Annotated in this window: 18 protein-coding genes and 1 pseudogene; 7 read left to right on the forward strand and 12 right to left on the reverse strand. The window is 62.7% G+C overall.

Translation table 11 applies throughout. The features are described from left to right. Position 1: 1 nt before the first annotated feature. Both cydB and NOM06_RS08995 read right to left on the reverse strand, forming a co-directional pair. Positions 2 to 1,141, reverse strand: a complete 1,140-nt coding sequence (cydB, locus tag NOM06_RS08990) for a cytochrome d ubiquinol oxidase subunit II (protein ID WP_255911201.1) — start codon at positions 1,139 to 1,141, stop codon at positions 2 to 4. Beyond that, positions 1,141 to 2,712 carry a cytochrome ubiquinol oxidase subunit I gene (locus NOM06_RS08995; RefSeq protein ID WP_236325107.1) on the reverse strand — a complete coding sequence of 524 codons (1,572 nt, stop codon included), beginning with the start codon at positions 2,710 to 2,712 and terminating at the stop codon, positions 1,141 to 1,143. The genes cydB and NOM06_RS08995 overlap by 1 nt, the downstream gene beginning before the upstream one ends. 122 nt (positions 2,713 to 2,834) lie before the next feature. Here NOM06_RS08995 and NOM06_RS09000 point away from each other — a divergent pair, with 122 nt between their 5' ends. After that, positions 2,835 to 4,250 (forward strand): PLP-dependent aminotransferase family protein, encoded by a 1,416-nt coding sequence (locus tag NOM06_RS09000; protein ID WP_255911203.1) that lies wholly within the window; start codon positions 2,835 to 2,837, stop codon positions 4,248 to 4,250. 93 nt (positions 4,251 to 4,343) lie between these two features. Here NOM06_RS09000 and NOM06_RS09005 read toward each other — a convergent pair whose 3' ends face one another. Together NOM06_RS09005 and NOM06_RS09010 are read right to left on the reverse strand one after the other, a co-directional pair. Further along, a complete protein-coding gene (locus tag NOM06_RS09005; protein WP_255911206.1) occupies positions 4,344 to 4,802 on the reverse strand; it encodes a GNAT family N-acetyltransferase in 459 nt (152 codons plus the stop codon). A gap of 154 nt (positions 4,803 to 4,956) precedes the next feature. After that, the gene (locus NOM06_RS09010) at positions 4,957 to 5,595 is read right to left on the reverse strand and encodes a tellurite resistance TerB family protein (RefSeq protein WP_058055930.1); all 639 of its coding nucleotides are present in this window, start codon (positions 5,593 to 5,595) and stop codon (positions 4,957 to 4,959) included. A gap of 138 nt (positions 5,596 to 5,733) precedes the next feature. On the opposite strand from NOM06_RS09010, the gene NOM06_RS09015 reads away from it, so the two are divergent. Both NOM06_RS09015 and rsmS read left to right on the forward strand, forming a co-directional pair. Further along, positions 5,734 to 6,201 (forward strand): acyl-CoA thioesterase, encoded by a 468-nt coding sequence (locus tag NOM06_RS09015; RefSeq protein ID WP_139410503.1) that lies wholly within the window; start codon positions 5,734 to 5,736, stop codon positions 6,199 to 6,201. 106 nt (positions 6,202 to 6,307) lie between these two features. After that, the gene (gene rsmS, locus NOM06_RS09020; RefSeq protein ID WP_074042636.1) at positions 6,308 to 6,463 is read left to right on the forward strand and encodes a pleiotropic regulatory protein RsmS; all 156 of its coding nucleotides are present in this window, start codon (positions 6,308 to 6,310) and stop codon (positions 6,461 to 6,463) included. Between the two features lie 77 nt (positions 6,464 to 6,540). On the opposite strand, the gene NOM06_RS09025 is transcribed toward rsmS, so the two are convergent. Then, the gene (locus NOM06_RS09025) at positions 6,541 to 7,383 is read right to left on the reverse strand and encodes a LysR family transcriptional regulator (protein ID WP_255911208.1); all 843 of its coding nucleotides are present in this window, start codon (positions 7,381 to 7,383) and stop codon (positions 6,541 to 6,543) included. 176 nt (positions 7,384 to 7,559) lie between these two features. On the opposite strand from NOM06_RS09025, the gene NOM06_RS09030 reads away from it, so the two are divergent. Then, positions 7,560 to 8,822, forward strand: coding sequence for a cyanate transporter (locus tag NOM06_RS09030; protein ID WP_255911211.1), 1,263 nt, complete (start codon positions 7,560 to 7,562; stop codon positions 8,820 to 8,822). A 65-nt stretch (positions 8,823 to 8,887) separates the two neighbouring features. On the opposite strand, the gene rluF is transcribed toward NOM06_RS09030, so the two are convergent. Continuing rightward, positions 8,888 to 9,904: a 23S rRNA pseudouridine(2604) synthase RluF gene (gene rluF, locus NOM06_RS09035; protein ID WP_115544538.1), complete on the reverse strand. Its 1,017-nt coding sequence runs from the start codon at positions 9,902 to 9,904 to the stop codon at positions 8,888 to 8,890. Further along, on the reverse strand, positions 9,894 to 10,016 hold the full coding sequence (locus NOM06_RS09040; protein WP_005337590.1) for a hypothetical protein: 123 nt from the start codon (positions 10,014 to 10,016) through the stop codon (positions 9,894 to 9,896). The genes rluF and NOM06_RS09040 overlap by 11 nt, the downstream gene beginning before the upstream one ends. A 345-nt stretch (positions 10,017 to 10,361) precedes the next feature. On the opposite strand from NOM06_RS09040, the gene NOM06_RS09045 reads away from it, so the two are divergent. Together NOM06_RS09045 and NOM06_RS09050 are read left to right on the forward strand one after the other, a co-directional pair. Beyond that, positions 10,362 to 11,942 carry a carboxylesterase gene (locus tag NOM06_RS09045; protein ID WP_255911213.1) on the forward strand — a complete coding sequence of 527 codons (1,581 nt, stop codon included), beginning with the start codon at positions 10,362 to 10,364 and terminating at the stop codon, positions 11,940 to 11,942. A gap of 63 nt (positions 11,943 to 12,005) precedes the next feature. Beyond that, positions 12,006 to 12,716 (forward strand): annotated as a pseudogene (locus NOM06_RS09050) (IS5 family transposase). Positions 12,717 to 12,861: 145 nt separating this feature from the next. On the opposite strand, the gene thiI reads toward NOM06_RS09050, so the two are convergent. After that, complete coding sequence (gene thiI / locus NOM06_RS09055; protein WP_255911215.1) at positions 12,862 to 14,310, reverse strand: tRNA uracil 4-sulfurtransferase ThiI; 1,449 nt, start codon at positions 14,308 to 14,310, stop codon at positions 12,862 to 12,864. Positions 14,311 to 14,487: 177 nt separating this feature from the next. Between thiI and NOM06_RS09060 the strand changes: the two genes are divergently transcribed. After that, on the forward strand, positions 14,488 to 15,453 hold the full coding sequence (locus tag NOM06_RS09060) for a hypothetical protein (protein ID WP_255911217.1): 966 nt from the start codon (positions 14,488 to 14,490) through the stop codon (positions 15,451 to 15,453). 426 nt (positions 15,454 to 15,879) lie between these two features. Here the strand turns inward: NOM06_RS09060 and pbpC are convergent, their stop codons facing one another. From pbpC to NOM06_RS09080, 4 genes are all read right to left on the reverse strand, one after another. After that, entirely contained in the window at positions 15,880 to 18,225 is a 2,346-nt protein-coding gene (pbpC, locus tag NOM06_RS09065; RefSeq protein ID WP_255911313.1) for a penicillin-binding protein 1C, read from the reverse strand. A gap of 52 nt (positions 18,226 to 18,277) precedes the next feature. Then, a complete protein-coding gene (locus NOM06_RS09070) occupies positions 18,278 to 23,161 on the reverse strand; it encodes an alpha-2-macroglobulin (protein WP_255911219.1) in 4,884 nt (1,627 codons plus the stop codon). A 165-nt stretch (positions 23,162 to 23,326) separates the two neighbouring features. Then, on the reverse strand, positions 23,327 to 23,986 hold the full coding sequence (locus tag NOM06_RS09075; RefSeq protein ID WP_005333990.1) for a DedA family protein: 660 nt from the start codon (positions 23,984 to 23,986) through the stop codon (positions 23,327 to 23,329). Positions 23,987 to 24,201: 215 nt separating this feature from the next. Then, a complete protein-coding gene (locus NOM06_RS09080; RefSeq protein WP_005344666.1) occupies positions 24,202 to 25,890 on the reverse strand; it encodes an FAD-dependent oxidoreductase in 1,689 nt (562 codons plus the stop codon). Between the last annotated feature and the right edge of the window lie 2 nt (positions 25,891 to 25,892).

The raw sequence follows: 25,892 nt of genomic DNA on the forward strand, positions 1-25,892 counted from the left end.
GTCAGTAGAGTTGATGGCCGTCGCGCTTGATGCGGGCACGGTCGAGCTTGCCGCGCACCACCCGATAGACCCAGCCGGTGTAGCCCAGGTTGACCGGCATCAGCACCAGCACGAGGCCGAACATGATGGCCAGGGTCTTGTAGCTGGAGGTGCTGTCCCACAGGGTCAGGCTGCTGACCGCATCGAGGGATGAAGGCAGCACGAAGGGGAACAGGGCGATGGCCACCGAGCAGAGCATGGCGGCGCAGGCGATGGCGCTGGCCAGCAGCGCAATCCGGCCCCGCTCCAGCCAGGAGGCAATCCCGCTCACCAGCGGCGCCAGCGCGCCAATCACCGGCACCAGCCAGAGCAGCGGCTGCTCGTGGTAGTTGCGCAGCCAGCCGGCGACATGGGGGGTGACCCCCTTCATCAGCGGGCTCAGCACGGCGTTGCCGTCAAAGGGCTGGCCCGCCAGACCGGTCAGCTGATAGCCCTGCAGATCCACCAGATGCCAACCGGCCAGCAGGTAGAAAAAGGTCACCAGCGGGGCCAGCAGGATGGCGATCCCCCGTGCGCGCAGCGCAGGGGTGCCGGTCACCTTGGCTTGTAGAAAACCGGCGCCGTGCAGCAGCAACAGGCTGATGGCAGTGGCCAGCACCGAGAGCAGCCAGCCCCAGTGGAAGTCGAACGCGCCATAGTGCAGGCGCAGCGCCGTGTCGAAGCGAAACGGCAGCCCTTCCATCACCAGACCGATAGCCGCACCAAGGATGAGCGCCGGTATCAGGCCACCGGCCACCAGCGCCCGATCCCACCAGCGGCGCCAAACCGGATCAGCCAGCTTGCTGCGATAGTCAAAACCGACCGGACGCAGAAAGAGCCCGAGCAGCAGCACCACCATGGGGATGTAGAGCCCCGAGAAGGCGGCGGCATAAACCAGCGGCCAGGCGGCGAACAGGGCACCGGCACCAGCAATCAGCCACACCTGATTGCCTTCCCACACCGGCCCCACGCTGTTGATCACCAGACGGCGGTCGTCGTCATCTTTCGACACCACCGGCAGCAGCATGGCGATGCCGAGATCGAAGCCATCCATCACGATAAAACCGACCATCATGAAGAGCACCAGCGCCCACCAGATGAGTTTCAGGGTTGCGTAATCCATCAGGCGATCCTCGCAAGTTCGGGTTGTTCACCGCTGTAGCGGCCGGTATGGAGAATGGCGGGCCCCTTGCGGATCACATGGCGCAACAGGAACAGCTCCACCACCAGCAACAGGGTGTAGATGGAGCAGATAGCAATCAGGCTGAACCAGAGTTGGCCCGGCTGAAGCAAAGAGACCGAGGCCGAGACCGGTAGCACATCGCTGATGGTCCAGGGTTGACGGCCGAGCTCGGCCACCAGCCAGCCCGCCTCGATGGCAATCCAGGGCAGCGGCATGCTCCAGAACAGGGTCTTGAGCAGCCGTGGCGAGTCTTGCAGCCGGTTGCGGCAGAGCTGAACAAAGCTCACCACCATCAGCCCCAGCATGGTGACGCCAAGCCCCACCATCACCCGAAAGCCCCAGAACAGCGGCGCCACCGGCGGGATGGAGTCATCGACCGCTTTGGCGATCTCCGCCTCCCCCGCCTTGGCGATATTGCTGGCATAGGGGGTGAGCAGCATGCCGTAGCCAAGATCCTTGCCGTGCTGCTCGAAGCGGGCACGGTTGGCAGGGCTGTCATCACCCTGCCGGATCTGCTCGAGGGCCTCGGCCGCCACCATGCCGCTGCGGATGCGTGCCTCGTTCTGCACCTTGATATCCTTGAGGCCGGTCACCGCCTCGTCGATGGAGCGGGTGGCGATGATCCCCATCAGATACGGGATCTTGATGGCGGCGTGGGTGGTCTCGGCAGCCTGATCCGGGAAGCCAAACAAGGTGAATGACGCAGGGGCTGGCTCGGTCTCCCACTCCGCCTCGATGGCGGCGAGCTTGACCTTCTGCACCTCGCCGGTGCGATAGCCCGACTCATCCCCCAGCACAATGACCGAGAGGATGGCCGCCAGCCCGAAGCCGGAGGCGATGGCGAAGGAGCGCAGGGCAAACTGCACTTCCGTCTTGCGCAGCAGATACCAGCTGCTCACCCCCATCACGAACATGGAGGCCGCCACATAGCCCGCCGCGACGGTGTGAACGAACTTCACCTGCGCCACCGGGTTGAACAGCACGGCGGCGATATCCACCAGCTCCATGCGCTGGGTCAGCAGGTTGAACTCGGCCCCCACCGGGTTTTGCATCCAGCCGTTGCCGATCAGGATCCAGAGCGCCGAGAGGTTGGAGCCGAGCGCCACCAGCATGGTCACCAGCAGGTGCTTGCCGCGGGAGAGCTTGTCCCAGCCGAAGAAGAAGAGCCCCACCAGGGTCGATTCGAGGAAGAAGGCCATCAGCCCCTCGATGGCCAGCGGGGTACCGAAGATGTCCCCCACATAGTGGGAGTAGTAAGCCCAGTTGGTGCCGAACTGAAACTCCATGGTGATCCCCGTGGTGACCCCCATGACGAAGTTGATGCCAAACAGTTTGCCCCAGAAGCGGGTGATGTCCTGATAGATCACCTTGCCGGTCATCACATAAGCCGACTCGGCGATCACCAGGATCCAGGACAGCCCCAGCGTGAGGGGCACAAACAGGAAGTGGAACAGGGCCGTGGCGCCAAATTGCAGGCGAGACAGGCTGACCACGTCATCCGGATTGATCATGCGTCACTCTCTTTTGTTGTATTTGCCTTGCACGTTTCGTGCGTGACAAGTACATCACGGAGCATGACACCTATAACAGATGCAGTTATATTGAATTACACCTATAACAGTTGATCCAGATCATGTCCCTTTATCAGCAGTTGGCCGACCGCCTGCAAAGCCAGATCGACGATGGCATCTGGCAACCGGGGGAGCGCATCCCCTCCATTCGCCAGAGCTGCAAGACCCACGGGCTCAGCCCCATGACGGTGTTGCAGGCCTATCAACTGCTCGAAAGTCAGGGGCGGATCCTCGCCCGCCCCCAGTCTGGTTACTACGTCAAAGCCGCCTCACCACAGCTCGTGCAACACACCCCGAGCCAGACCCACTACAGCGGCTCGGTGGATATCAACGATCTGGTGTTCGAGGTGTTGCAGGCGAGCAAATCGCGGGATCTGGTGCCCCTTGGCATGTCGGTAGCAGACCCGACCCTGTTCCCCCATCCCCAGCTCGGGCGGGCGCTGGCCAGCTGCATGCGCAAGCTCGATCCCTTCAGCACGGTGGCCGACCTGCCCCCCGGCAACGAAGCGCTGCGCCGCGCCATCGCCCAGCGCTACGCCAGCGATGGGGTGGCGGTCAATCCGCAGGAGATCATCATCACCACCGGCGCCATGGAGGCGCTCTCCCTCAGCCTGCAGGTGCTGACCGAGCCCGGTGACTGGGTGGTGGTGGAGTCCCCCACCTTCTATGGCGCCCTGCAGGCTATCGAGCGGCTGAAGCTCAAGGCGGTGGAGATCCCGGTCATCCCGGGGGTGGGTATCGATCTGGCGCTTTTGGAAGACGCCCTCAGCCAGATGCCGATCAAGGCCTGCTGGCTGATGGGCAATGTGCAGCACCCGCTCGGCCACACCATGCCCGATGCGCACAAACGGGGGCTGATGGCACTGCTCAACAGCCACGGGGTGCCGCTGGTGGAGGATGACGTCTATGCGGAGGTCTACTTCGGCCGCGAGCGCCCCAAGCCGATCCGCCACTGGGATCAGCGTGGCGACAGCCTGCTCTGCAGCTCCTTTTCCAAATGCCTGGCGCCGGGCTTTCGGGTCGGCTGGGTAGTGGCGGGGCCCCATGCCGAGCGGGTGCAGCGGTTGCAGCTGATGTCCACCCTCTCCACCAATGTACCGAGCCAGCTGGCGCTGGCCGAGATGCTGCGCCAGGGCGGAGTCGATGCCCACTTTCGCCGCCTGCGCCACACCCTGGCCCAGCGCCAGCAGCAGATGCGGGCGGCCCTGCAACGGCTGTTGCCGGACGAGGTGCGGATCTCCTCCCCCGATGGCGGCTACTTCCTCTGGCTGGCGCTGCCTGCCCATTTCGACAGCCGCGCCCTGCACGCCAAGGCTCTGGGCAGCGGTTTTTCAGTAGCCCCCGGCGCGCTCTTCTCCAGTCAGGGACAACACAACCACTGCCTGCGCCTCAATAGCTCCCATCCCTGGAGCGAACAGCTGGAGCAGGCCCTCACCCGGCTGGCGGCGCTGATTGCCGCGCAGCTCGGTGAAAAGTAACGTGGCAAAGAACCGCTGGCGAAACGAACAAAGGCCCGCAACGGGCATTTGTGGTTGGGGAGTGACGCGCCTTGGCTCGCCATCAAAAACTGATCATCTGGCCATGATCTGCGACTGCACCTTGAAGCCCAGCGCCTCGTAGAGCGCTTGGGCACGTTCGTTGAAGGCCATCACCTCCAGCCGGATTTGCTGAGCATCACGGGCCTTGGCCCACTCATCGCAATGGGCGATCAGCGCCTTGCCAATCCCGCGGGAGCGGTGCTGCTCATCCACCACCACCGAGCCGATACGGCAAATCGGCGCACGGGTGAGAAACGGCACAGAGTCATTGATGTCGATCCGCGCCGTCAAAAAGCCCACCACCCTGCCATCCTGCTCGGCAACGCAGAATAGACGCCCTTCCGCACCGATAGCACTCAGCAAAAATGCCCGCTCCTCTGGCGAAGGGGGGCAAAACACTTCGGGATAGTGCTGATGGTGGATCTCTCCTATCTGCCGGTTCAGCTCGACAATGGCGTCGATATCCACTTCGCTTGCCTTGCGTATCTCCAACGGTTGCTCCTTGCAAAAATGGTGATGGTCCTGCGCCATCTTAGGGGCTGTGCCCCGCAATCCAAATAGGCTCATCCGCATCTTTTGACGAGCAACCTAAACAACAACGCCCCTTGAGCGGGGCGTTATCGGCAATCCATGGCGATGAGGGATATCAGGCGGGGGCGTTAAGCTGGGCCACCTGCCGCTCGATGCTCCCTTTGAGGTTGTCATCGAGTTTGAGGGCGCGTGCCAGCTCGTCGAGATAACCGCGCTCCATAAAGTGATCCACTTCGATGGCGAGTAGGGAGGCGAGATAGACCTCGGTGGCCAGCTCCATGTCGGTCACTTCCCGCGCCAGCGCGTGGGGGTCGAGGGGACGGGCCAGCTCGGCGTCAATCCAGCGGGCGACATCGCTCTGACCCTGTTCGGTCAGGTACTCCTGAATTTTCTGGCGCTCGGCGCCGTCGATATGGCCATCGGCCCGGGCCGCAGCCACCATGGCGCGCACCAAAAGCGCCGCGCGGGCATCCAGCGCATTGCCTTCCAGCCCACTGATGGGATGGGTGGGCTGGGCGGGCGCCGACTGCTGGGCCTGCCAATCCTGATAGAGCTTGTAGGCCAGCCCGCCAAGGGCCGCAGCGCCGCCCACGGCAGCGGCCTTGCCGCCATATTTGCGCACTTTTTTATTGCCCAGCAGCAGACCGAGCGCGCCACCGGCCAGCGCCCCCTGCATCTGCCCCTTGCGCTTCTCTCCCCCTTCGTTGAGCCAGCCTTTACCAGCCCCCAGCAACTGTTCCAGCATCTGTTTCATGGTGTCACTCCTGCGGCTATGTTCCCGTCGATAGAGCAAGATAGTGACCCCGCCCCCCTGAATCGGGGATGAACCCTTGACCGGGCAGGCCGATGGGGCAAAGCTCAGGGAAACCCTTCAGGCAATAAGGATGTAACTGTGCCAAATCGCGAACTGACTCTGCAATTTCTGGCCGAGCCCTCCGACGTCAATTTCGGCGGCAAGGTCCACGGCGGCATGGTGATGAAGTGGATCGATCAGGCGGGCTATGCCTGCGCCGCTGGCTGGTGTGGCGGCTATGCGGTGACCGTCTATGTGGGGGGGATCCGCTTTTTGCGCCCCATCCAGATTGGCCAGCTGGTGGAGGTGCACGCTCAGGTGATCCACACCGGCACCACCAGCATGCATCTGGCGGTGGATGTCTACAGCCGCCACCCCACCGACACCGAGCGCCACAAGACTACCCACTGCATCATCATCTTTGTGGCGATGGATGAGCAGGGCAAACCGACCCCGGTGCCCCAGTGGCAGCCGGTGAGCGACAGCGATCTGCAGTTGCAGCAGTACGCCAAAAAGCTGATCGCCCTGCGCGAGGAGATCGACAAGGAGATGCGCCAGCACCTCTGACCTTGGTGATTCCCCAGCCCGATAGAGGGGGCGCTTTCGGCCAACGGCGGCGCCCCTGTATACTTCGCTCTCTTCCCGCAAACCGAACCAACCGAGGCCATACCGAATGTCACTGGAAACTGCCCCGCCCGAGGTGAAACTCGCGGTGGATCTGATTGAACTGCTGGAGACCAACCAGCTGGCCCCAGAACTGGTGCTGGCGGCGCTGGCAATTGTGAAACAGGATTACGAGCGCAAGCTGGCGGAGGGGAAGGATCACTGATCCCTCCCCGCATTTTTTTCCGCCTTATCTTGCCGACGTCAGTTTTTCCCCACTGAAGTTTTTCCCCACATAGCCACTCACTGCGGCCCCATCACCTCGTCACAGAGGGCGATCAGGGCCGCGCTCAAGCGGGTGAGCGGCTCGCTCCCGCTTCCCCCGGCATGGAGCGCCAGCTCCACCGGCGCCACCTTGGGCCACTGGGTCAGGGCCAGCTGATCGGCGGGCATCAGCCGTTTGGGCAGCAAGCTCACGCCAATGCCCGCACTCACCGCACCCTGCAAGCTGGCAAGGCTGGCGCTGACATAGGCGATGCGCCAACGCCGGCCGAGGCCATCAAGCGCCTCGGTCATCTGCCGCCGATAGAGCCCTTCGCTCGGGAAGGCGACCAGCGGCAGCGGATCACGCCCCTTCGCCGGCCAGTCGCGACTGTCGACCCACTCCAGCGGCTCGCGCCAACTGGCAAGGGGCAAACCCTTTCCCCGAGTCTGCTTGACCAGCGCCAGATCCAGCTCCCCCGCCTCGAAGCGCTGCCAGATCTCGTGGCTCAGGCCACTTTGCACCTCCAGCCGCACCTCGGGGTAGTCGCGGGCAAAGGCGGCCAGCACCGGAGTGATGGCACCGGCGGCGAAATCCTCCGGCACCCCGAGGCTGAGCGCCACGCTCCCTTCCGTCACTTGTTCTTCGGCCTGCGCCAGCAGCGCCAGAATGCGGCGGGCCAGCCCCAGCAATTTTTCCCCCTCCGCCGTCGCCACCACCTGACGGCCAGCGCGATCCAGCAGTGGGCAGCCAAGCTGCTGCTCAAGGCGGCGGATCTGCTGGCTGATGGTGGATTGGGTCAGATGGACCCGTTCACCGGCGCGGGTGAAGCTGCCGGTGTCGATAATGGCGACAAAACTGCGCAGTAACAGGGGATCCAGCATGGGGCACTCCATTTACAAAACCACTGAAGCCTATTTTATCATTTAATTTCCAAATGACTTTCGAGCCCGCTAGGCTGGCGTTTTTGCCTCCTTTGACGGTGATCTGCCATGTTCAGCCCCGATGACTCCGCATCCCGAATGCATCCCACTTCTCCCAGAACCGGAAACAGCACCCGATGAATCAACGAAATACGGATCAACCCGCAGGCCAGACTGCCCTGCTGGTGCTGGTGATCCTGATTGGCCTGAATCTGCGCCCCTTTCTCACCGCCATCGGCCCGCTGGCCCAAGCCATTGACCAGCGTCTGGCGCTGGGGATGGACACCCTGGCCTGGCTCACCCTGCTGCCGCTCTGGCTGATCGGGATTGGCGTGCTGCTCACCCCCAGCCTGCGTCGGCGCGCCAGTGCGCGCCAACTGCTGGGAGCGGCCCTGCTGATGCTCGGCATTGGCAGCGCCATCCGCTTCGATGCCCAAAGCGGCAGCTTGCTGATCGCCAGTGCGGCGCTCTGTGGATTGGGGTCGGCGCTGGTGCAGGGAGTGTTGCCGGCGCTGATCAAGCAAGCATTCGCCCACAAGGTGCCGCTGGTGATGGGGATCTTCTCCGCCTGCATGATGGGGGGCGGGGCGCTCGGGGCAAGCCTTACCCCACGGTTGGCGGTCAGCCTCGACTGGTCGCGGGCACTGGCGCTCTGGAGCCTGCCGGTGCTGCTGGCCCTCATCTGGCTAGGGTGGAAAGTGCGTCTGCCACGGGCCGCCGCGGTCACCATTCCCCACGGCGAGCAGCGGCTGATCACCTTGCCCCGCAGCTGGTTGCTGATCGTCTGCTTTGGCATCATCAACAGCGGTTACGGCATCGTAGTGGCCTGGCTGGCCCCCGCCTATATGGCGCAAGGGTGGAGCGCCGCGCAGGCGGGCGAGCTGGTCGCCTGGCTGGCACTGGCGCAGACCGCCAGTGGCCTCGGCTTGCCGCAACTGGCGGCGCGCAGTCAGGATCGGCGGCCGTGGATGGGCCTTGCCATCACCATGCAGCTGGCGGGATTTGCCGGCCTCTGGCTGGCGCCAGCCAGTGCTCCCATTCTCTGGTGCATGCTGTGCGGCGCCGGTCTTGGCGGCAGCTTTTCCCTCATCATGGTGATTGCGCTCGATCACCTGCCCGACCCGCGCCGCGCCGGCACCCTGAGCGCCCTGATGCAGGGCTTCGGCTTTATGCTGGCCGCCACCGGCCCCTGGGTGGCGGCGCGGCTCTATCACTATGTGGGCGACTTTGCGGCCGCCTGGCAGTGGCAACTGGGAGGATTGCTGCTGATGAGCCTGCTGGTAGTGCGCCTCGACCCGCGCCACTACCCTCGCGTCATGGGGTTAACGACCACCAGCGAGCCGTCCCTTTCGGCGCCCCTCCCAACCAGCTCTGCGGCCCAAAACAACACACCGGCCTGAGGCCGGTGTGTTGGAGATAATAGTGTTGGGGATGACTGGCGGCTGACGCCACTCAGGGGAGCAACTCAGCGCCCCTTCTTCTGCCGTCCGGTGTTAGCGGTGCGCGGCTTGCCAGCGGCCGGTTTGCCACCCTTGGGTGCCCCTTTGCCAGCACCGCCCTTGTTGGCAGCACCTTTGCCCGCGCCACCCTTGCCCACCGGCAGCTTCTTCTCGAAGGCTTCCGGGCCCGGCACATTGGGACGCCCGCCAATCTCGTGATCATCATCGCGGCGCGGCTTCTTGCCCTGCCCCGGTTTGGCGGTTTGCGCCGCAGGGGCCTTGGCCGCCTTCGGCTTGTCGCCTTTGGCCGGTTTCACCTCGGAGGAGGAGTCCTCAATCAGCTTGAACAAATCGATCAGCTCATCGTCGGTGAGATCGCGCCACTCGCCCACCGGCAGCCCCTTGAGGCTGACGTTCATGATGCGGATGCGCTCGAGCTTGGTCACTTCAAAACCGAAGTGCTCGCACATGCGGCGGATCTGGCGATTCAGCCCCTGCACAAGGGTGATGCGAAAGACGAACGGCGCCTCTTTCTTCACCTTGCACTTCTTGGTCACAGTACCAAGGATCGGCACCCCGGCCGCCATGCCGCGCACAAACTCGTCGGTCACCGGCTTGTCGACGGTCACCAGATACTCTTTCTCGTGATCGTTGCCCGCCCGCAGGATCTTGTTGACCAGATCGCCGTGGTTGGTGAGGAAAATCAGCCCCTGCGAATCCTTGTCGAGCCGCCCGATGGGGAAGACCCGGGTGCTGTGGTTGACGAAATCGACGATGTTGTCCTTCTCGCCCGCCTCTGTGGTACTGACGATACCCACCGGCTTGTTGAGGGCGATCAGCACCAGACTGTCCGCCTCGCGCGGCTCGATCACCTGACCGTTCACCTTGACCAGATCGCCAACCTGCACTTGATCGCCAATCCCGGCGCGCTTGCCGTTGATAAAGACATGGCCCTGCTCGATAAAGCGGTCGGCCTCGCGGCGCGAGCAGATACCGCTCTCGCTGATGTATTTGTTCAGGCGCATGGATTCGTTAGCCAGCATGGGTCACCTGCCACAGGTTCTGGGCCGCGCCCGGTTGTGCCATCGCCTGTTCCGGCTGCGCCGGGGAGGCTGTCTGCTGCATCAGCCAATTCACTACGTCAAAGTTCTGCATACCATTCCATCTTCAAAAAAGGCCAATGCCAGCTTATCCATCAAAAAACGCCGCTACAGTAGCATAATTGCCCCCTTTCAGGGGCAGATAGTTGCAGGGCCGCAGCGCCCAAGCTGGCATCTGCGGATAAGTTCACGCCGCTAGATGGCCCGCGATGCAGCCTTCGAACGGCCAGCCTGATGCCAACGGCAGGATCTGGTGCCCACAGCCAGCGCGGACGAACGCCATCAACTATACATATCACCTTGTTTCCATTAGGCTTTAAGCCGGTTGGCAGCGCCCAATGTGCTGCACCGAACTCGCCCGCCCAGAGGCGGCCCCATCTCTATCGCCAAGGATTGCACCATGCTGGCTCACTCTCGCCGCCTTGTTCGCCGTGCTCTGCTGACCCTGTTGCTGCTGTTGCTGACCGCATGGGCGGTGATCGCCTACTTCGCCTGGCAGGCAGCGCCGCTGCAACTGTGGCACACAGTGGTGCCCCCCGAACTCAGCGCCGATGAGCTCGACAGCAGCGACTGGCAAGCCTATCTGACCCGCGAAGCAGAGCTGTTCGAGCTGGTGGCCACCGAGGTGGTTGCCAAGACGCCGCCGGAGCAGCAACTGGCCAGCAATCGCTACTATCAGGACGCCCCCATCAACCCCGCCCGCTTTCAGCAGAACTGGAACCGCTCCTACCTGCTGCGCCCCGAGGGGGAAGTCAAAGGGGTGGCGGTGCTGCTGCACGGCCTGACCGACTCCCCCTACAGCCTGCGCCATCTGGCCAGACGCTATCAGCAGCAGGGATTTATCGCGCTGGGGCTGAGGATCCCCGGCCACGGCACCGTGCCCGCTGGCCTCGTGGATGTGGATTGGGAAACCTGGCTGGCCGCTACCCGATTGGCGGTGCGGGAGGCCAGATTGCTGGCACCGGGCAAGCGGCCGCTGCATCTGGTGGGCTTTTCCAACGGCGGCGCGCTGGCGGTGAAATATGCGCTCGATGCGCTGGCCGACCCGAGCGGTGCGCTGGCAAAACCGGATCGGCTGGTGCTGATCTCCCCGATGATCGGGGTGACCCGCTTTGCCCGCTTCGCCGGGCTCAAGGCCGTGCCTGCCCTGCTGCCCGCCTTTGCCAACGCCGCCTGGCTCGACACCATGCCGGAGTTCAACCCGTTCAAGTACAACTCGTTTCCGGTCAACGGGGCGCGCCAGTCCTACCGCCTGACCCACGCCATCCAGCAGCAGGTGCGCCAGCTGGCCGCCAGTGGCGAGCTGGCGGCATTTCCCCCCGCCCTCACCTTCCAGTCGGTGATGGACTACACCGTCAGCACCCGCTCCATCATTGCCGATCTCTACCACTACCTGCCGGCCAACGGCAGCGAACTGGTGCTGTTTGATATCAACCGCAGTACCCTGTTTGGCCCGCTGATGAGCTCGGCCTCCGAGCTGGCGCTGCACCGCTTGCTGCCAAACGCCCCCCAGCACTATCGCCTCACCGTGGTGGGCAATGTGGAACCCGCCTCCCCCGCAACCCAGGCCAGAACGCTGGCCAGCCCAGACCAGCCTGAGCAGCTCCGTCCGCTGGGTATCGATTATCCCAAGGAGATCTACTCCCTCTCCCATGTGGCGCTCCCCTTCCCGATGGACGACCCCCTCTATGGCATGGCGGCGCGCCCGGAGCAGCGGGAGCAATACGGCATCAATCTCGGCGGTCTGGCCCTGCGTGGCGAGCGCGGCGTGCTGATCGTCAACCCCGGCGCCCTCACCCGCACCTCCTCCAACCCCTTCTACCCCTATCTGCAGCAGCGGGTGATGGAGACCCTCACCGCCCCTCCCGTCGCTCGTCCTGCCGCCGTAATCCCTGCCAGCAGCGGTCAACCTGATGCGGCCTATCAGGCCGAGCTGGAGCAGTTTTTACAGGAGAGCGACGAGAGCAGCGCGCCTTTCTAGGCTATATACTTACTGTGATGAAGATATAATCTCAAATTTTCTCAACAGTTTAAGACCAGTGCAGTGTCCCGTCGTTACCAGTTGACCGATGCACAATGGGGGCTTATCGAGCCCCTTTTTCTATCCCACCGCATAAGAGGACGCCCTACTCGTGAGCCACGCCAAGTGCTTGATGGCATTCTCTGGATACTTCACACCGGCGCACCTTGGCGAGATCTGTCATACAACACCTTTCGACGTTGGCTGAGTACAGGTCGTATCGATACCATCCTTGCTGCGCTGCAACTGCATCTCAATGAAGAAGGGCTTATCGACTTCGACCTGTGGTGCATTGACGGCTCCAATGTCAGAGCATCCAAAGATGCTGCCGGAGCGCGTAAAAAAACACTCCGGTGAATCAAGCTCTTGATCGCTCTCGTGGTGGTTTTGGCAGCAAAGTTCACTTGGTCACTGATAGTAATGGTTTGCCGTTGGGGTTCTGCTTTTCAGCGGCAATCAGATATGCGACAAGTGCGTTGGCTATGAAAAGGATTCCGACCTCATCAGGCCGCTATCGCACGCGGCCAGCAGCGATACAATAAGGAACTTCCGCTGGTATTAGACAAAGTTCGTTATCGTAGGCGAAATGTGGTCGAGCGGTGCTTCTGATGGCTGAAGAAGTTTCGCGGATCCTCAATGAGATATGAAAAGCTGGCTTTCTGCCTTTGTAACTCACGGGAACTATTGGTGGACAGACAACCAGCATTTGGAGAACACCGCCTAGCAAGGAGGTGATGAGCGCAGCAGGAAGAAGTTGGAGAGTTGCACAAACTGGGTGGCACTTCTGGCGTGGAAAAAATCGAGATCCTGCACGATACACATTAAAAATCCGAAACCAATTAACAGGTTTCGGATTTTTTATTGAAGGTCAAAAACACGCTTACGGGCGGTACACCTTGACGTTGGCAAAGCCCTTCTCTTTCAGGTAAAGCGCCTGCAGCTTGCTCATCACGCCGCGATCACAATAGAGCAGGTAGGTCTTCTCTTTGGGCAGATCGCCAAAGGTGGTGGCCAGCTTGAAGAAGGGGATATGCAGTACTTCACGACCTTCCACCACCAGCGGCTTCTCGTCGTGTTCGTCGGCAGAGCGGATATCCAGGATCACCTCGTCAGCGCCCAGCACCTGGGTGGTTTCCACCTCTTGCACTTCAGCGGCAGTCTCTTCACCGATACGACGGATATCGAGGTAACGGGCCTCGGAGACCACCTTGTCCAGAATGGAGAAGTCAAAATTGGCCTCTTCCTCTTCAATGCGGGAGAGCTCGGCCTTCACGGTCGGCTTCTTGGAGATGACACCGCAATACTCTGGCATGGTTTCGGCGAACTCCAGGGTGCCGATGCGGCGGGCTTCACTGATGATATCCGGCTTGTCCCAAGTAATGAGCGGGCGCAGGATCACCTTGTCGGTCACCCGATCGATGACGTTCAGGTTGGTGAGGGTCTGGCTGGAGACCTGGCCCACGCACTCGCCGGTCACCAGCGCCGGGATCTGGAATTCGTCAGCCACCTTGGCGGCAGCACGCATCATCATCCGCTTGAGCACCACCCCCATCTGACCGTTATCGATCTTCTCTAGGATCTCGGCAACCACCGGCTCGAAGTCGACCGCAGTGAAACGCACCCGATGGGATGAACCGAAACGGTTCCACAGGTGATAGGCCACCTGCTTGACGCCGATCTCGTGGGCCGCACCGCCCAGATTGAAGAAGCAGTAGTGCACGCGGCAGCCGCGCTTGATGAACTGGAACGACGCCACGCCGGAGTCAAAACCGCCGGAGAGCAGGCTTAGCACATCTTCCTGGGTCGCGATGGGCATGCCGCTCAGGCCCTGATGGATGGCGCTGACGATAAAGAGCTCCTCGCCGTCGATCTCGAGGTTGATCTTCACATCCGGGTTCTTGAGGCGCACACCGTTGCTTTCGCAATGCTGATTCAATCCACCGCCCACGTAACGCTCAACCTCGAGGGAGGAGAACTCATGCTTGCCGTGGCGCTTGGCGCGCACGCAGAAGGTTTTGCCCTTGAGCTGGTCGCCCCACACGGCTTTCACCTGCTCGAAGATGTCGTGCAAATCGGTAAACTTGCTGGCTTGTACCTCGAGGAAGGCCTGAATGCCCGGAATACAAGCCAAAGCTTCGATAGCCTGCTCGCGGAACTGGTCGTTGCGGGAGCTCACAATCAGCTTGTCCCAATCCATCCGTACGCGGGCATCGTCGTCGAAGCGGCGCAGGACATTGCGGATATTGCCCTGCAGGATCTTGATAAAGCGCTGGCGAACCGACTTGCTCTTGATGGTGATTTCCGGGAACAGCTTGATAATGAACTTCATGGTAATGACTCGGGTGACCTTGATTTAAGGGCGCGAATTATATCAGAACTTTGTGGCCAGCGCCTACTGGATGAGCGTTTGCTCACATTCCCCTAAGCAATGTTTGCCGCACGGACGCAATCTTGCGTATATTCCCGACCCTGCGCCTCGCCAGATTTTTGACAACAGATTGATCAGATGAAGACCTATATCTACTACCCCGGCATGGAGGTACGCGACGAGCTCTGGCTCAAATTTGCCCTGCTCTATCTGGAGCGGCTCGCCTTCGTCTTCACCGTCAGCGAAAAGAGCGGCCTCACCGCCCTGCTCGATACCCTGCAACAGCAGACCGATCTGCTGGCCGAACGGCCCGATGCCGCCTTCTTTGCCGCCATTACCCCGCAACTGGAGTGCCAGATAAGCGGCCTGGTGGCACCCGATTTCGTCCGCCACAAGGTGTTTGGCAACAAGGAGCTGATTGGTCGCTGGTGTCAGGAGGCCAACCACGACTGCTTCTGCCCGGCTCAGGCGGGGCTGGAGCGGCTGCACGGCTTTTGCCTGACTCACGGCTTTGCGACCCGGGATGAGGGGGGGATCAGAATGGCGCGGCGCTTTGCCAACCTGCTCTCCATGCGTCTCGCCCGTGAGTGGGCACTCGCCAATGACGGGGCGCTCATTACCGATCACGACTATCTGGATCGACTGCTCCATCTGCTCGAATCCCGCTACCACAATCGCGGTGGTCAGGATTGCTTCCACCTCGAGATCCCGTTGCAAGTGCCCACTCACCTGGTCGACATTCCGTTTGCAGAGCTGATTGCCTTGCGCGGGCGTAGCGGCTTTCGCCAACAGCTGGCCGAATTTCATCTGGCCATCGACAACCTGCTCGCCATGCTGGGTAGCGGCTATGCAGACCCGGTGGCCCTGACCCGCTTCGAGCAGGCTCAGCAAGGGCTCAATCAACTGCTCGGCCCCGAGACCCTCAGCATGCCACTCACCACCCTGGTCAGCACCAGCCTGCCCGCCGTAGCCATGCTCCACCAGTTAAAGGCGAGCCACCCCGAAAGCAACCTCATCTTCCATCCCATCAAGAAGAGCCACTTTCACCAACGCAAGAGCCAGCACTTCTTCACCCGACTCGGTCATCTGCGCCAACCGGGCTGAACCGGTGGAATGAAAAAGGGGTTGGCATCTGCCAACCCCTCTCGTTATCTGCGGCCTACCAATCATTACCTCGGTGATTGGCCCGCTCTTGTGCGTCACGGCGCGCTTCCATCGCCCTGTCACGGCGGATATTGGCAGGGGTACAGGCAAACTGTTTCTGATAACAACGAACAAAACTCTCGGAAGCGGGTTCGAAAGGTGAATAGAACCCGGTACGTTCAGGAGAAACATGGTGATCACCATGATTGGTAGTGGCACAGCCCGAACCCATCAGCACCAGCAAGGGACACAGAACACGCAGCAAAAGAGAACTCCCGATTGGATTTGAATGAATTCGTAATTATTCACAAATTAATCCACCCAATCAAATATTGATGCATTTCAAATAGTTAATTACATTCGCCTCAATGGCTGTCGGCAAAACGCTCAACGGGTGATGGTGCCGGCATCACTGTCAGGATGCACCACGCGAAACTCGATACGATCGCTGTTGCCCGCTTCATCTACCACCACCAGCTGGTAGCGCCCCGCCACGCTCAGCACCTGATCCCCGTCCCAGCGCAGCCGCTGGCCGTTGAGAAACCAGGTCGGCTTGCCAACACCGCCCAGCACCTTGGGCTGCAACCGGTAACGCTGGCTGCGGATAAGATTGCCCTCCCCCAGTGCCACGATGCGTATGGGGGCCTGCAGCTCGGCGTTTTGCCCCTCCCCCGCGCAACCGCTTGCCAGCAGCACCTGCCGTCGCTCGCCGGGGGACCGCCACGGCTCCAGCGACAATGGCCAGAGCGCCCGAAAACCGGATTGCGCCGCATCGGGGCAACGGTTCAGCGTCGGCTTGCCTTCGGCAGTGAGTGCCACTTGGCGCAGCGGCGAGGGCCAATCCATGGGATCCGGCAAGGTGGGGGGATCACGCCCTTCCAGCAGCCAGGCGCTTTGGCGCTGCAAACAAGTGTGCGGCAGAGTCGCGCTCGCCTTGCGTCCCAGCGGCCAGCAGATCTCGGCCTCGCTCACCGTATTGGGCTGCACCGGCAAGGGGCTGTTGTCGGCCAATCGCGAATAAACCGAGAGCAGCAACGGCACCGCCGCGCTCTGGCCGTAAAAACCGGGCATGGGGGTGCCATCGGGGCGCCCCAGCCAGACGCCGATGGTCCAGCGACCGGAGACCCCCATTGCCCAGCTGTCGCGATAGCCGTAGCTGGTGCCAGTCTTCCAGGCCAGCCGGTTGACCCGGCCGGTCGCCTCGCTGGCAAAGGGCTGATCCGCCCGTCCCTGGGCGCTCAATATCTGCCAGATGATCCAGGCCGCCCCCGGGCTCAACAAGGGGCGCGACACCGCCTGCTGCCCCGCCAGCCAGACCGGCATCGCCACCTGCCCCTCACGGGTCAGCGCGCTGTAAAGCGCCACCAGCTGCTCGAGCCGGATCCCCGCCGCCCCCAGCGCAATGGCCGGATTGGGTTTGTCGGAGAGCGCCAGCCGCACCCCGGCGTTGTCGAGGCGGCTGACCAGCTTGTCGGGCCCGAGCGCCTCCAGCACCTGCACCGCAGGCACGTTGAGGGATTGCTGCAGCGCCTGAGCGAGGGTCACCGGTCCCTGAAAGGCACCGGAAAAGTTAGCGGGGCGATAATCCGAGCCCAACCTTGGCGCGTCGGAGAGCAAGGAGGCCGAGTGCACCAACCCCTCGTCCATCGCCAGACCGTAGATAAAGGGCTTGAGGGTGGAGCCGGGAGAGCGGATCGCCTGCACCATATCGAGGTAACCGTGGCGGCGCAGGTTGCCATACTCGGCGCTGCCCACATAGGCGCGCACCGCCATGGTTTTGTTGTCTACCAAGAGCAACGCCGCTGAGGTCTGCTCGGGGAAGCGGCGGATATAGTTCGCCACCCGTCCCTCCAGCCAACGCTGCAGATCGCCGTCTATGGTGGTGTGCACCAGCGCCCCTGCCTGATGGTTGGCGGCAAGGCGGGCAAACAGTGGCGCCTCCATCGGCGTGAAGTGACCGCGGGCCAGCACCGGTTCGATACGCCCCTCCTGCCAAGCCTGCTCGGGCCAGACGCCCTGCGCCACCAGTCGCTGCATCACCTTGTCACGGGCGGCGCGGGCCCGCTCGGGATGGCGATCTGGCCGGTTGCGGCTGGGGGCCTGTGGCAGCACCGCCAGCAGCGCAGCCTCGGCGTGAGTCAGCTTGGCCGCGCTCTTGCCAAGATAGGCAAAACTCGCCGCCTGCACCCCCTCCAGATTGCCGCCAAACGGCGCCCGGTTGAGGTAGACGGTGAGCAGAGTGCGCTTGTCGTAATGCCACTCCAGCTGCAGCGCGCGCGCCATCTGGCGCAACTTGCCGGGCACGCTCCTGTGGTAGGGCTCGATCAGGCGCGCCACCTGCATGGTGAGGGTCGAGCCGCCCGACACAGCCCGCCCATAGCGCAACCACTGCCAGACCCCGCGCACCATGGCCACCGGATTGACCCCGGGATGGCGCCAGAAGTAGCGATCCTCGTAGCCCAGCAGCGCCTCGATATAGCGCGGGGAGACCTGCTCCAGCGTCACGGGGTAGCGCCACACGCCGCTGGTATCGGCAAAGGCGCGCAGCGGTCGCCCCTTCATGTCGAGCACTACCCGCGCATAGGCAGGATCGAGTGGCGGCGGCGGGAAGAGTCGATCCAGCGCGAGTAGCGACAGGCATAGGGTGATGATCCCCAATACCGAGAAACGCAGCCAGCGCGGTAGACGACCCAGCCTGCTCCAACAAGCGCGGCCACTGCGACCCAATTTCAGCCAGCCGCGCTGCCAGAGGGTGAGCGGGCGAACCTGCTCAAGGGAGGGCTCGCTACTCAGAGATGATCACCTTATGGATATCCTCACCCACAGCCCGCAGCTCGGGTCGGTACATATCCTCCACCTGGGTCGGCGGCACCTGATAGCGACCCGGCGTCACCGCCCGCATCAGGTAGACCAGCTGCTGGTTGCTCCCCTCGCTCAGATCCAGCGCGGCCGTGTAGCGGTCGTCGCGAAACTCCTGATGCTTGAGATAGTCGTTCCACTCGCTCTGCCACGCCGGTTTCCCCTCGATGGAAAGCTCTTCCAGCTTGATGCTGTTGCCAAGGGCTGGATTCTCCAGCTCGAAGCCAGCGGGCACCATCTCCACCAGCAGGGCATCGGGCACCGCCGATTTGCTGCTGACATTGAGTCGCACCACCACCAGATCGCCCACCTTCACCTTGGCTGGATCAAACGGCTGACCGTCGCTGTTGAACCAGCTGCGGGTCACGCTTATCCCCTGACTCAACCGGGCAGGAGCCTGCTCGGGGTAACCGATCAGGGTGCGCTGCACATAGAGGGACCCCTTGCCCTCGTTGATGACGGTGCTCGCGGCCAGCGCCTCGGGGGCGCCCAACTGCAAGGCGGCCGAACCGCTCAGGGATCCATTGCCAAGGGATGAGGCGACTCTGGCCTGCCAGTCGACGGCCGGATCGAAGCGGGCGAGTCGCAGCAGGGCGAGCCGCTCTTGGGTGCTGAGCCACTGACGGTGGGCCAGAGTGTCGGCCACCTTGGCACTGAGGGCTGGCCAGCGATCCGCAGCCAGCTTGTGCTGGCGCAGCAAGGAGAGCTCAAGAGCCCCATCGCGCAGCGGTGAGCCGTAATCTCCGAGATAGTCGTCACCGCGCTCGGTCGCCAATGACCGACTGAGGGCCTTGGCGGCGTTCTGCTCATCCCCCATGGCCGAGAGCGCCAGCGAGAGGTGCAAGAGTGGCAAACCGGAGCGAGCGTGATCAGCCTGCTGTTCCCAGATAAGGCGCAAGGTAGCCAGCGGTGCCTTGCCCACCCGGGCCAGCACATAGGCGCTGTAAGCCTGATAGGCAAGACGGCTGTGCTCGGGGGCACTGCTCCAGCGCTCGCCATACTGGCTGTCGGTGAGATAGCTTTGCAGCCGGTTCAGCGCCTGATTGAGCATCGCTTCCGGCACTGCGTCGCCTGCCTCCTTGCGGGCCAGCAGGTAGTCGGCGGCATAGGCGGTGAGCCACTGCTCCTCGTCGGAGCGACCATCCCAGAGGCCAAAACCGCCGCTGGGCAGTTGCAACCGCTGCAGCCGTTGCAGCAGGGCGCGTTGCACATCCGCCTCGCTCGCCGCTTGCTTGCCCTCTGCGGGTTTGCGCCAGGCGGCCCGCTCATCGGCCGTGGTCAGCAGATAGGGCCAGGCACGGGACAAGGTCTGCTCCAAACAGGCATAGGGGTAGTCGGCCAGCGCCTGCCACTGGGCTGCCGGATCCCAGGGCGGAGTGCCGGAGAGGCTGAGCAGCCCCTGCAGATTGGCGCGATCCAGCCCGGCCAACTCACCTGGCGCAAAGCTCATCTGCTGGCCGGGGGCCAGCATCTGGTAGCGCTGGCGAGTCTGGGCAGGCCAGGGAGAGCGCAGCGGCAGAGTCCAGTCGCGGCTGATGGCAAAATCCTTGCCGCTGGCGGCCAATTGCAGGCTTGCCACGCCGCTCGCCCCGGTCACGGTAAGCGGCAGGGTCAGCCACTGCTCCTCGCCGTTTTTAAGAGAAAGGGTGCTGGGCAGCTCGCCGTTTGCTTTCAGCCCGCCATTGAGGGTCCAGGCAAGGGAGAGGGTCTGATCCTCGCCACTCATGTTACGCAGCTGCACCAGCGCCCGGGTCTCATCCCCTCTCGCGCCAAAGCGCGGCCAGCCAATTTCGGCCACCAAGGGCGCCACCACCTTGACGGCGCGCTCGGCCTCACCAACTTGCTGTTCATTCCAGGCCAGCGCCATCAGCGCCAACTCGCCGTTGAAGTTGGGCAGGTCGAGCGGGATCACCGCCTTGCCGCTCTCATCAAAACTCACCTCGCCACTCCAGAGCGCGGCTACTTCGACCCGGCTCTCCAGCGCGCCGCCTTTTTTCAGCGGCGCCCGATCGCCCCCGTAGTTGAGACGAGCCAGCTTGCCATCTTGCGGCGGGATCACCTGACCGTAGTTGTCGAACAAATCTTGGGCGAAGCGCTTGCGGCCAAAGAAGATCTCGAACGGGTCGAGGGGCTGGTAGTCGCTGATGTTGAGCACGCCCCGATCCACCGCCGCCAGCACCACCCGCCCCTGACTGTTGGGGGTGGAGGTAGCTGTCACCTCCAGCCGGGTGAGCGGCACGGCTTTATCAGGCGCGCTCAGGGTGAGCGGCAGACGGCGCGCTTCCCGGTCCAGCGTGAGCGGCACCAGACCGACCGAGCGCAGAGTCTGCCCCTGCTGCTTGCCAGCCGGTTTGGAGGCGCTGTCTGGCGCGGCGATCTGGGCAGAAATATGCAGATCATGACGCTGCCATTCGGGGCTGACCGGGATCTCGAATTCGCCGCGGGCATCCTTGGCATCGCCACCGGCCCCCTTGAGCTCGATGCGCTGCCACCAGCGCAGGCCGTCGCCATCTTCCACCAGCAGCAAACCCTTGCCGGGGCGAGGGGCCACCAGCGTCACTTTGGCCTTGTCGCCCGCCAGATAGGCGCGCTTGTCGAGGGTGATGGCAATCTTGTCAGGCCGTGCCTGCTCGCCACCGCCGCCCCAGGCGTAACTGCCGATCTCCACCCGCAGGCTCGATTGATGGCCCTGACTGTTCTCCACCTCCAACCGATACCAGCCCGCCGCCAGTTGCAGCGTGAGCGGGGTCGGCCCCTTGCCGTCCAGCAGCAGGGTCTGCTCCTGCTCCAGATAGGGCTGGCTGTTGAACTCGTACTTCCACCCCTCGCCATCGGCGTAGTGCCAGTAGTAATCGCGGTACTCGTTGATGAGGCGCACCTTCACCGACCCCGCCACCGGTTGACCTTGCGCATCGAGGTTGAGGATCTGGAATGGGAGCGGCTTGCCCCCTTCCACCCGCTCGGCCACAAAGTCGGCCTTGAGCGCCGGCCACTGGCTGCCCGCGGGCCAGCCATACTGGGTGCGGCTGCGATTGACGGCGCGGCCCCCGGGCTCGGAGAGCGACACCCGAGAGGCCACCTCCAGCGGCCCGAGAGCGCGCACACCATCGAGCTGATCTTGCAGTGAGAAGGTCCCCTGCCCCTGCGCATCGAGGGTGAGACTCCGCGGCTCGAGATCCTTGGCCTGCTCGGTCAGCAGCACATCCCCCAAAGTAAACTCCTGCCACTGGGTAAAGGGCATGGTAGCGCGACTGATTTTCACCTCCACCTTGGCCTTGGTGGCGCTCGCTGGCGCACCGTAGAGATAGTCCCCTTGCAGTGGCAGGGTGAGAGCCGCGTCCAGATCCGTGACTTCCCCATCCGGCCCCTTGCCAAGCTGCAGTTTCAACCGTTCCGGCAAGAACTCCTCCACCAAAAAGGGCCACTCGAAGCGGCTGCCAGCGGCAGTCTTGAGATTGATGGTCCAGCGCCCGAGTGGCGCATCATCCGGTAGACGCAGACCATAGTGGGCCGCGCCCAAATTGTCCGGCAGCAGCCGTTTCTGTTCGAGCAGTTGGCCGTCCGGCTGCTTCACCTCCAGCTCCACCGCCATGCCGGGCAGCAGCTGGCCATCCTGCCCCTTGAGCAGGATCTCGCTGTCGAGCCGCTCGCCGGGGCGATAAAGGTCGCGCCCGCTAAAGAGATACAACTGCTGGGCCTGCCAGGGCTGGGTGCCGAGATCGAAGGTGGAGAGATCGAGGGCCGCGCCATCGAGGCGCAGCACCGCCAGATGGTTGCCCTGTTCGGCCAGCAGCAGGCGAGCCCCCTGCACCTGATCGAAGCGGCGATGACCTTGGGGGTCGGTCTGTTGCACCTGCAGCCGGTTGCCCTTCTCGTCGAGCAGGGAGAGCTGCACATCCTTGAGGGGGTCGGCGCTGGCCAGGGAGCTCACGAACACCTCCAGCTGATCGCGGTAACGGCGGGCACTGAGCCCCATGTCGCTCACCGCAAAGTAGGTGGTCTCCTTGCGCCAGTCGTAGTTGCCAAGGGGCGACATCACCGCAAAGTAGACGCCGGACTCCGCCAGCTGCGGCTCCTTCACATTGATGAGGCGGGTCTCGCGCCGGTTGGCATCGAGCTCCAGCGCGTAGCGGCCGCTGAACACCCGCTTGGCCCGCTTGGTGATCTGTTCAAGCTCCCAGTTGCCCATGCCGGCACCAGGGCGATATTCCGCCAGAAAACGGGGCAGATATTCCGCATCGACCCGAAAGAAATCGATATTGACCTCATCCACATTGACCGCGCTGATGGGCAGGCGAAGTTCCTGACGCAGCGGCAATACCATGCCACTGGCGGTAAAGGAGGCTCCCGCCTCCAGCGGCCGGGTTTTGAGGGTCCAGCTCTGGGGGGATGGGCCCAGCCCCGCCTTGAGGCTCACTTCATAGCTTTTATCGGGCTGAACGTTCGGGAAATAGAGGGTGCGGCCATCGTCGGCCAGGATCCACTCCCCCTGCACCTGCTTGCCCCCCTCACTGACCCCGAGCCAGCTCTGCCAGTTCGCCTTGGGCGCCAGGGGGCCGGAGAAGACCAGCGCCAGTGCCGGCGCATCGCGATATTGGCGGGCATTGGCCTGCACTACAGAAGTTGGCGCCCCGGCCTCCTGCTGCGCAGTGGATTCAGTGGTCGGTACTTGGCTGGCGGGCTTGTCAGGGCCGCAGCCAGACAGCAAACCGACCACCCCGCAAAGCAGCAGGGTTGACCAGCGGCGGCGCAAAGCGCCGGTTCCAGCGGTAGAGCGGTGAGAAGCAGAGAGAGAGTCGAAGAGGCGCATAGGTTCCATCCCGAGTTGGAGCGCTGCAAACGCAGCGTGGCTGGAAACAGGATAAGGCATCCTGCTCACCCGACACAAAGCTCATTACCCGAATGGGCACAATTCCGTGCCCCTGCTGCACAAGACCCCCCTTGCCCACTGATCCAGTGCGGCAAGGGTTGTCATCTAGTCGTGGCTGGTCTCGTTTTTTGCTCCGCCTTTGAACCAGCGAAACAGGATGGCCATGACGGCCGCCAGAAACAGCACCAGCGAGGTAATCAGCAGGGCCCGGGTCAACAGTTCGCTGTGGTGGAGGAAGAAGGGGGTATTCATCGCCAGCTTGCCCACCAAACTGAGGCAGAGCGCCCACATAAAGGCACTGGCAAAGCTGGCAACGCACATCCGCAGCACGCTCAAGCGGCCAATCCCCATCAGCATGGGGGTCAGCACCCGCACAAACGGGATAAAACGGGAGGAGAACATCGCCAGAAAACCGTACTTTTTCAGCAAGCGGGTCGCCTTGGGCAGGCTGTCGGGAGGCAACATCCGCTCGATATGATCCATAAAGCGGGTGCGCTGCAGTGCCCGTCCCTGCCAGTAGGCGAGCACAGAACCTATGCCAGCAGCCAACGGCAGATAAATAAGTGTTACTTCAGGGCCAAACACCCCCATGCCAACCAACCCACCGGCCAGCAGTACCAGGCTGTCCCCCGGCAGGGGCAGGAAGACGAATGCGGACTCCAGCAGCAGTACCAGCATCAGGCAACTGATCAGCAGGGGTACCGCCTGCATCTGAACCAGGGCGTCAAAATCCTGATGCCAAATGGCCATCAGCATATCCAGCATGTCACTCTCCCTACTACACGGTTCATCATGAACGAGGCAGGGGTTATAGCACCCATCCCCTGAACAAAACGTTAATTTTGTCCGGCACAGGAAATAAAGTGTGTCGAAATATTGCAGTAACCAGGGGAATGCAAGAAGGGCGAAAAGCAGAAACAAAAAGCCCCTCATCTTGCACGCACAAGGGAGAGGGGCAAACAGGCACAGAAATAAAACGGTTACTCGGCGGTGGCCATCTGCCAGGTTTTGAAGCCGCCGGAGAGATTCTTCACTTTAAAGCCGTGCTGGCTCAGCAAGCGGCAGGCGACATGGCCGCGCAGCCCGACCTGACAGCTGATAAGCAGCTCTTTCTCTTTGGGCAGCTCATGGAGGCGGCCACGCAACTCGTCGAGGGGGATATGCAGCGCCCCCGGAATGCGGCCCAGCTTGTCGAGCTCGGGGCCGTTGCGCACATCCACCACCAGCTGGTGGGGGTTACGAGCCTGCACCTCGGCCACGTGGCAGAGCAGGGTGTCCCCCTTCAGGTGGTTGCTCGCCACAAAGCCCGCCATGTTGATCACATCCTTGGCCGATCCAAAGGGCGGCGCATAGGTGAGCTCCAGATCCTGCAGGTCAAACACGGTGAGACCGGCACGTTGAGCTACCGCCAGCACATCGATGCGCTTGTCGATGCCATCCTTGCCGATGGCCTGGGCGCCATAAATCTTGCCATCCGGGGCAAACAGCAGCTTGAGGCTGACCGGATGGGCCCCCGGGTAGTAACCGGCGTGGCTGCCCGGGTGGACATAAACCTTCTCGAACGGCAATCCCAGTTGCACCAGTCGCTTCTCGTTGAGACCGGTGCTGGCCACCGCCAGATCGAACAGCTTGCAGATGGCGGTCCCTTGCGTCTTCTTGTAGGTTTCGCTTCGGCCCAGCATATTGTCGGCGGCGATGCGCCCCTGCCGGTTGGCCGGGCCCGCCAGCGGGATCAGCACAGATTCGCCGGTGACGAAGTCAATCTCTTCCACCGCATCCCCCACCGCGTAGATAAAGGGATCCGAGGTACGCATCCCGGCATCCACCTTGATGCCGCCCCGCGGGCCCAGCTCCAGCCCCGCCTTGGCGGCGAGCAGGGTTTCCGGCTTGACGCCGATGGCGAGGATCAAGAGACCGGTATCAAGATGGGAGCCGTCATTGAGGGTCAGGCGCAGGCCACCGCTTTTGGCTGTCGGTACGGCGGAGGTCTTCTCGGCAGGCAGATCCAGACTCTCGATGGCGGTGAGGCCGGTGCGCAGGCGCAGGTCGATCCCCTCTTCCCGGATGCGGGCATGGAGCATGTTGGCCATCTCCTTGTCCACCGGTGCCATCACCTGATCGGCCAGCTCCAGCAGGGTGACATCCAGCTTGCGCTGATGCAGCGCCTCCATCATCTCCAGCCCGATAAAGCCGCCGCCCACCACAGTGACGTGGCGCGGCTGATCGTGATGCAGGGCCGCCAGAATGCGATCCATGTCCGGGATGTTGCGCAGGGTATAGACATGGGGGCTGTCGATACCGGGGAAGGGAGGACGGATCGGCGCCGCCCCCGGGCTCAGCAGCAGCACATCGTAATGCTCGCGCTGCTCTTCACCGGTTTGCAGGTTGCGCACCAGCAAGGTCTTGCCCGCCTTGTCGATCTCAATCACATCGTGGAAGACCCGCACATCGACGTTGAAACGGCGCTTGAAACTCTGGGGAGTCTGCAGCAGCAAGGCATCCCGGTCGGGGATATCGCCCCCGATGTGATAGGGCAGACCGCAGTTGGCGAAGCTGACAAACTCGCCCCGCTCGAACATCACGATCTCTGCCTCTTCACTCAAACGACGAGCACGAGCCGCCGCCGATGCGCCCCCCGCGACACCACCGATAATCAGGATCCGTTTCATCT

Origin of the sequence: Aeromonas sp. JL9, from assembly GCF_024436075.1 — a bacterium.
GTDB classification, from domain to species: domain Bacteria; phylum Pseudomonadota; class Gammaproteobacteria; order Enterobacterales; family Aeromonadaceae; genus Aeromonas; species Aeromonas veronii.

Coding starts and splice junctions, on each gene's coding strand:
- cydB (WP_255911201.1), bottom strand. CDS start 1,141: ATGGATTACGCAACCCTGAAACTCATCTGGTGGGCGCTGGTGCTCTTC.
- NOM06_RS08995 (WP_236325107.1), bottom strand. CDS start 2,712: ATGATCAATCCGGATGACGTGGTCAGCCTGTCTCGCCTGCAATTTGGC.
- NOM06_RS09000 (WP_255911203.1), top strand. CDS start 2,835: ATGTCCCTTTATCAGCAGTTGGCCGACCGCCTGCAAAGCCAGATCGAC.
- NOM06_RS09010 (WP_058055930.1), bottom strand. CDS start 5,595: ATGAAACAGATGCTGGAACAGTTGCTGGGGGCTGGTAAAGGCTGGCTC.
- rsmS (WP_074042636.1), top strand. CDS start 6,308: ATGTCACTGGAAACTGCCCCGCCCGAGGTGAAACTCGCGGTGGATCTG.
- NOM06_RS09025 (WP_255911208.1), bottom strand. CDS start 7,383: ATGCTGGATCCCCTGTTACTGCGCAGTTTTGTCGCCATTATCGACACC.
- NOM06_RS09030 (WP_255911211.1), top strand. CDS start 7,560: ATGAATCAACGAAATACGGATCAACCCGCAGGCCAGACTGCCCTGCTG.
- rluF (WP_115544538.1), bottom strand. CDS start 9,904: ATGCTGGCTAACGAATCCATGCGCCTGAACAAATACATCAGCGAGAGC.
- NOM06_RS09040 (WP_005337590.1), bottom strand. CDS start 10,016: ATGCAGAACTTTGACGTAGTGAATTGGCTGATGCAGCAGACAGCCTCC.
- NOM06_RS09045 (WP_255911213.1), top strand. CDS start 10,362: ATGCTGGCTCACTCTCGCCGCCTTGTTCGCCGTGCTCTGCTGACCCTG.
- thiI (WP_255911215.1), bottom strand. CDS start 14,310: ATGAAGTTCATTATCAAGCTGTTCCCGGAAATCACCATCAAGAGCAAG.
- NOM06_RS09060 (WP_255911217.1), top strand. CDS start 14,488: ATGAAGACCTATATCTACTACCCCGGCATGGAGGTACGCGACGAGCTC.
- NOM06_RS09070 (WP_255911219.1), bottom strand. CDS start 23,161: ATGCGCCTCTTCGACTCTCTCTCTGCTTCTCACCGCTCTACCGCTGGA.
- NOM06_RS09075 (WP_005333990.1), bottom strand. CDS start 23,986: ATGCTGGATATGCTGATGGCCATTTGGCATCAGGATTTTGACGCCCTG.
- NOM06_RS09080 (WP_005344666.1), bottom strand. CDS start 25,890: ATGAAACGGATCCTGATTATCGGTGGTGTCGCGGGGGGCGCATCGGCG.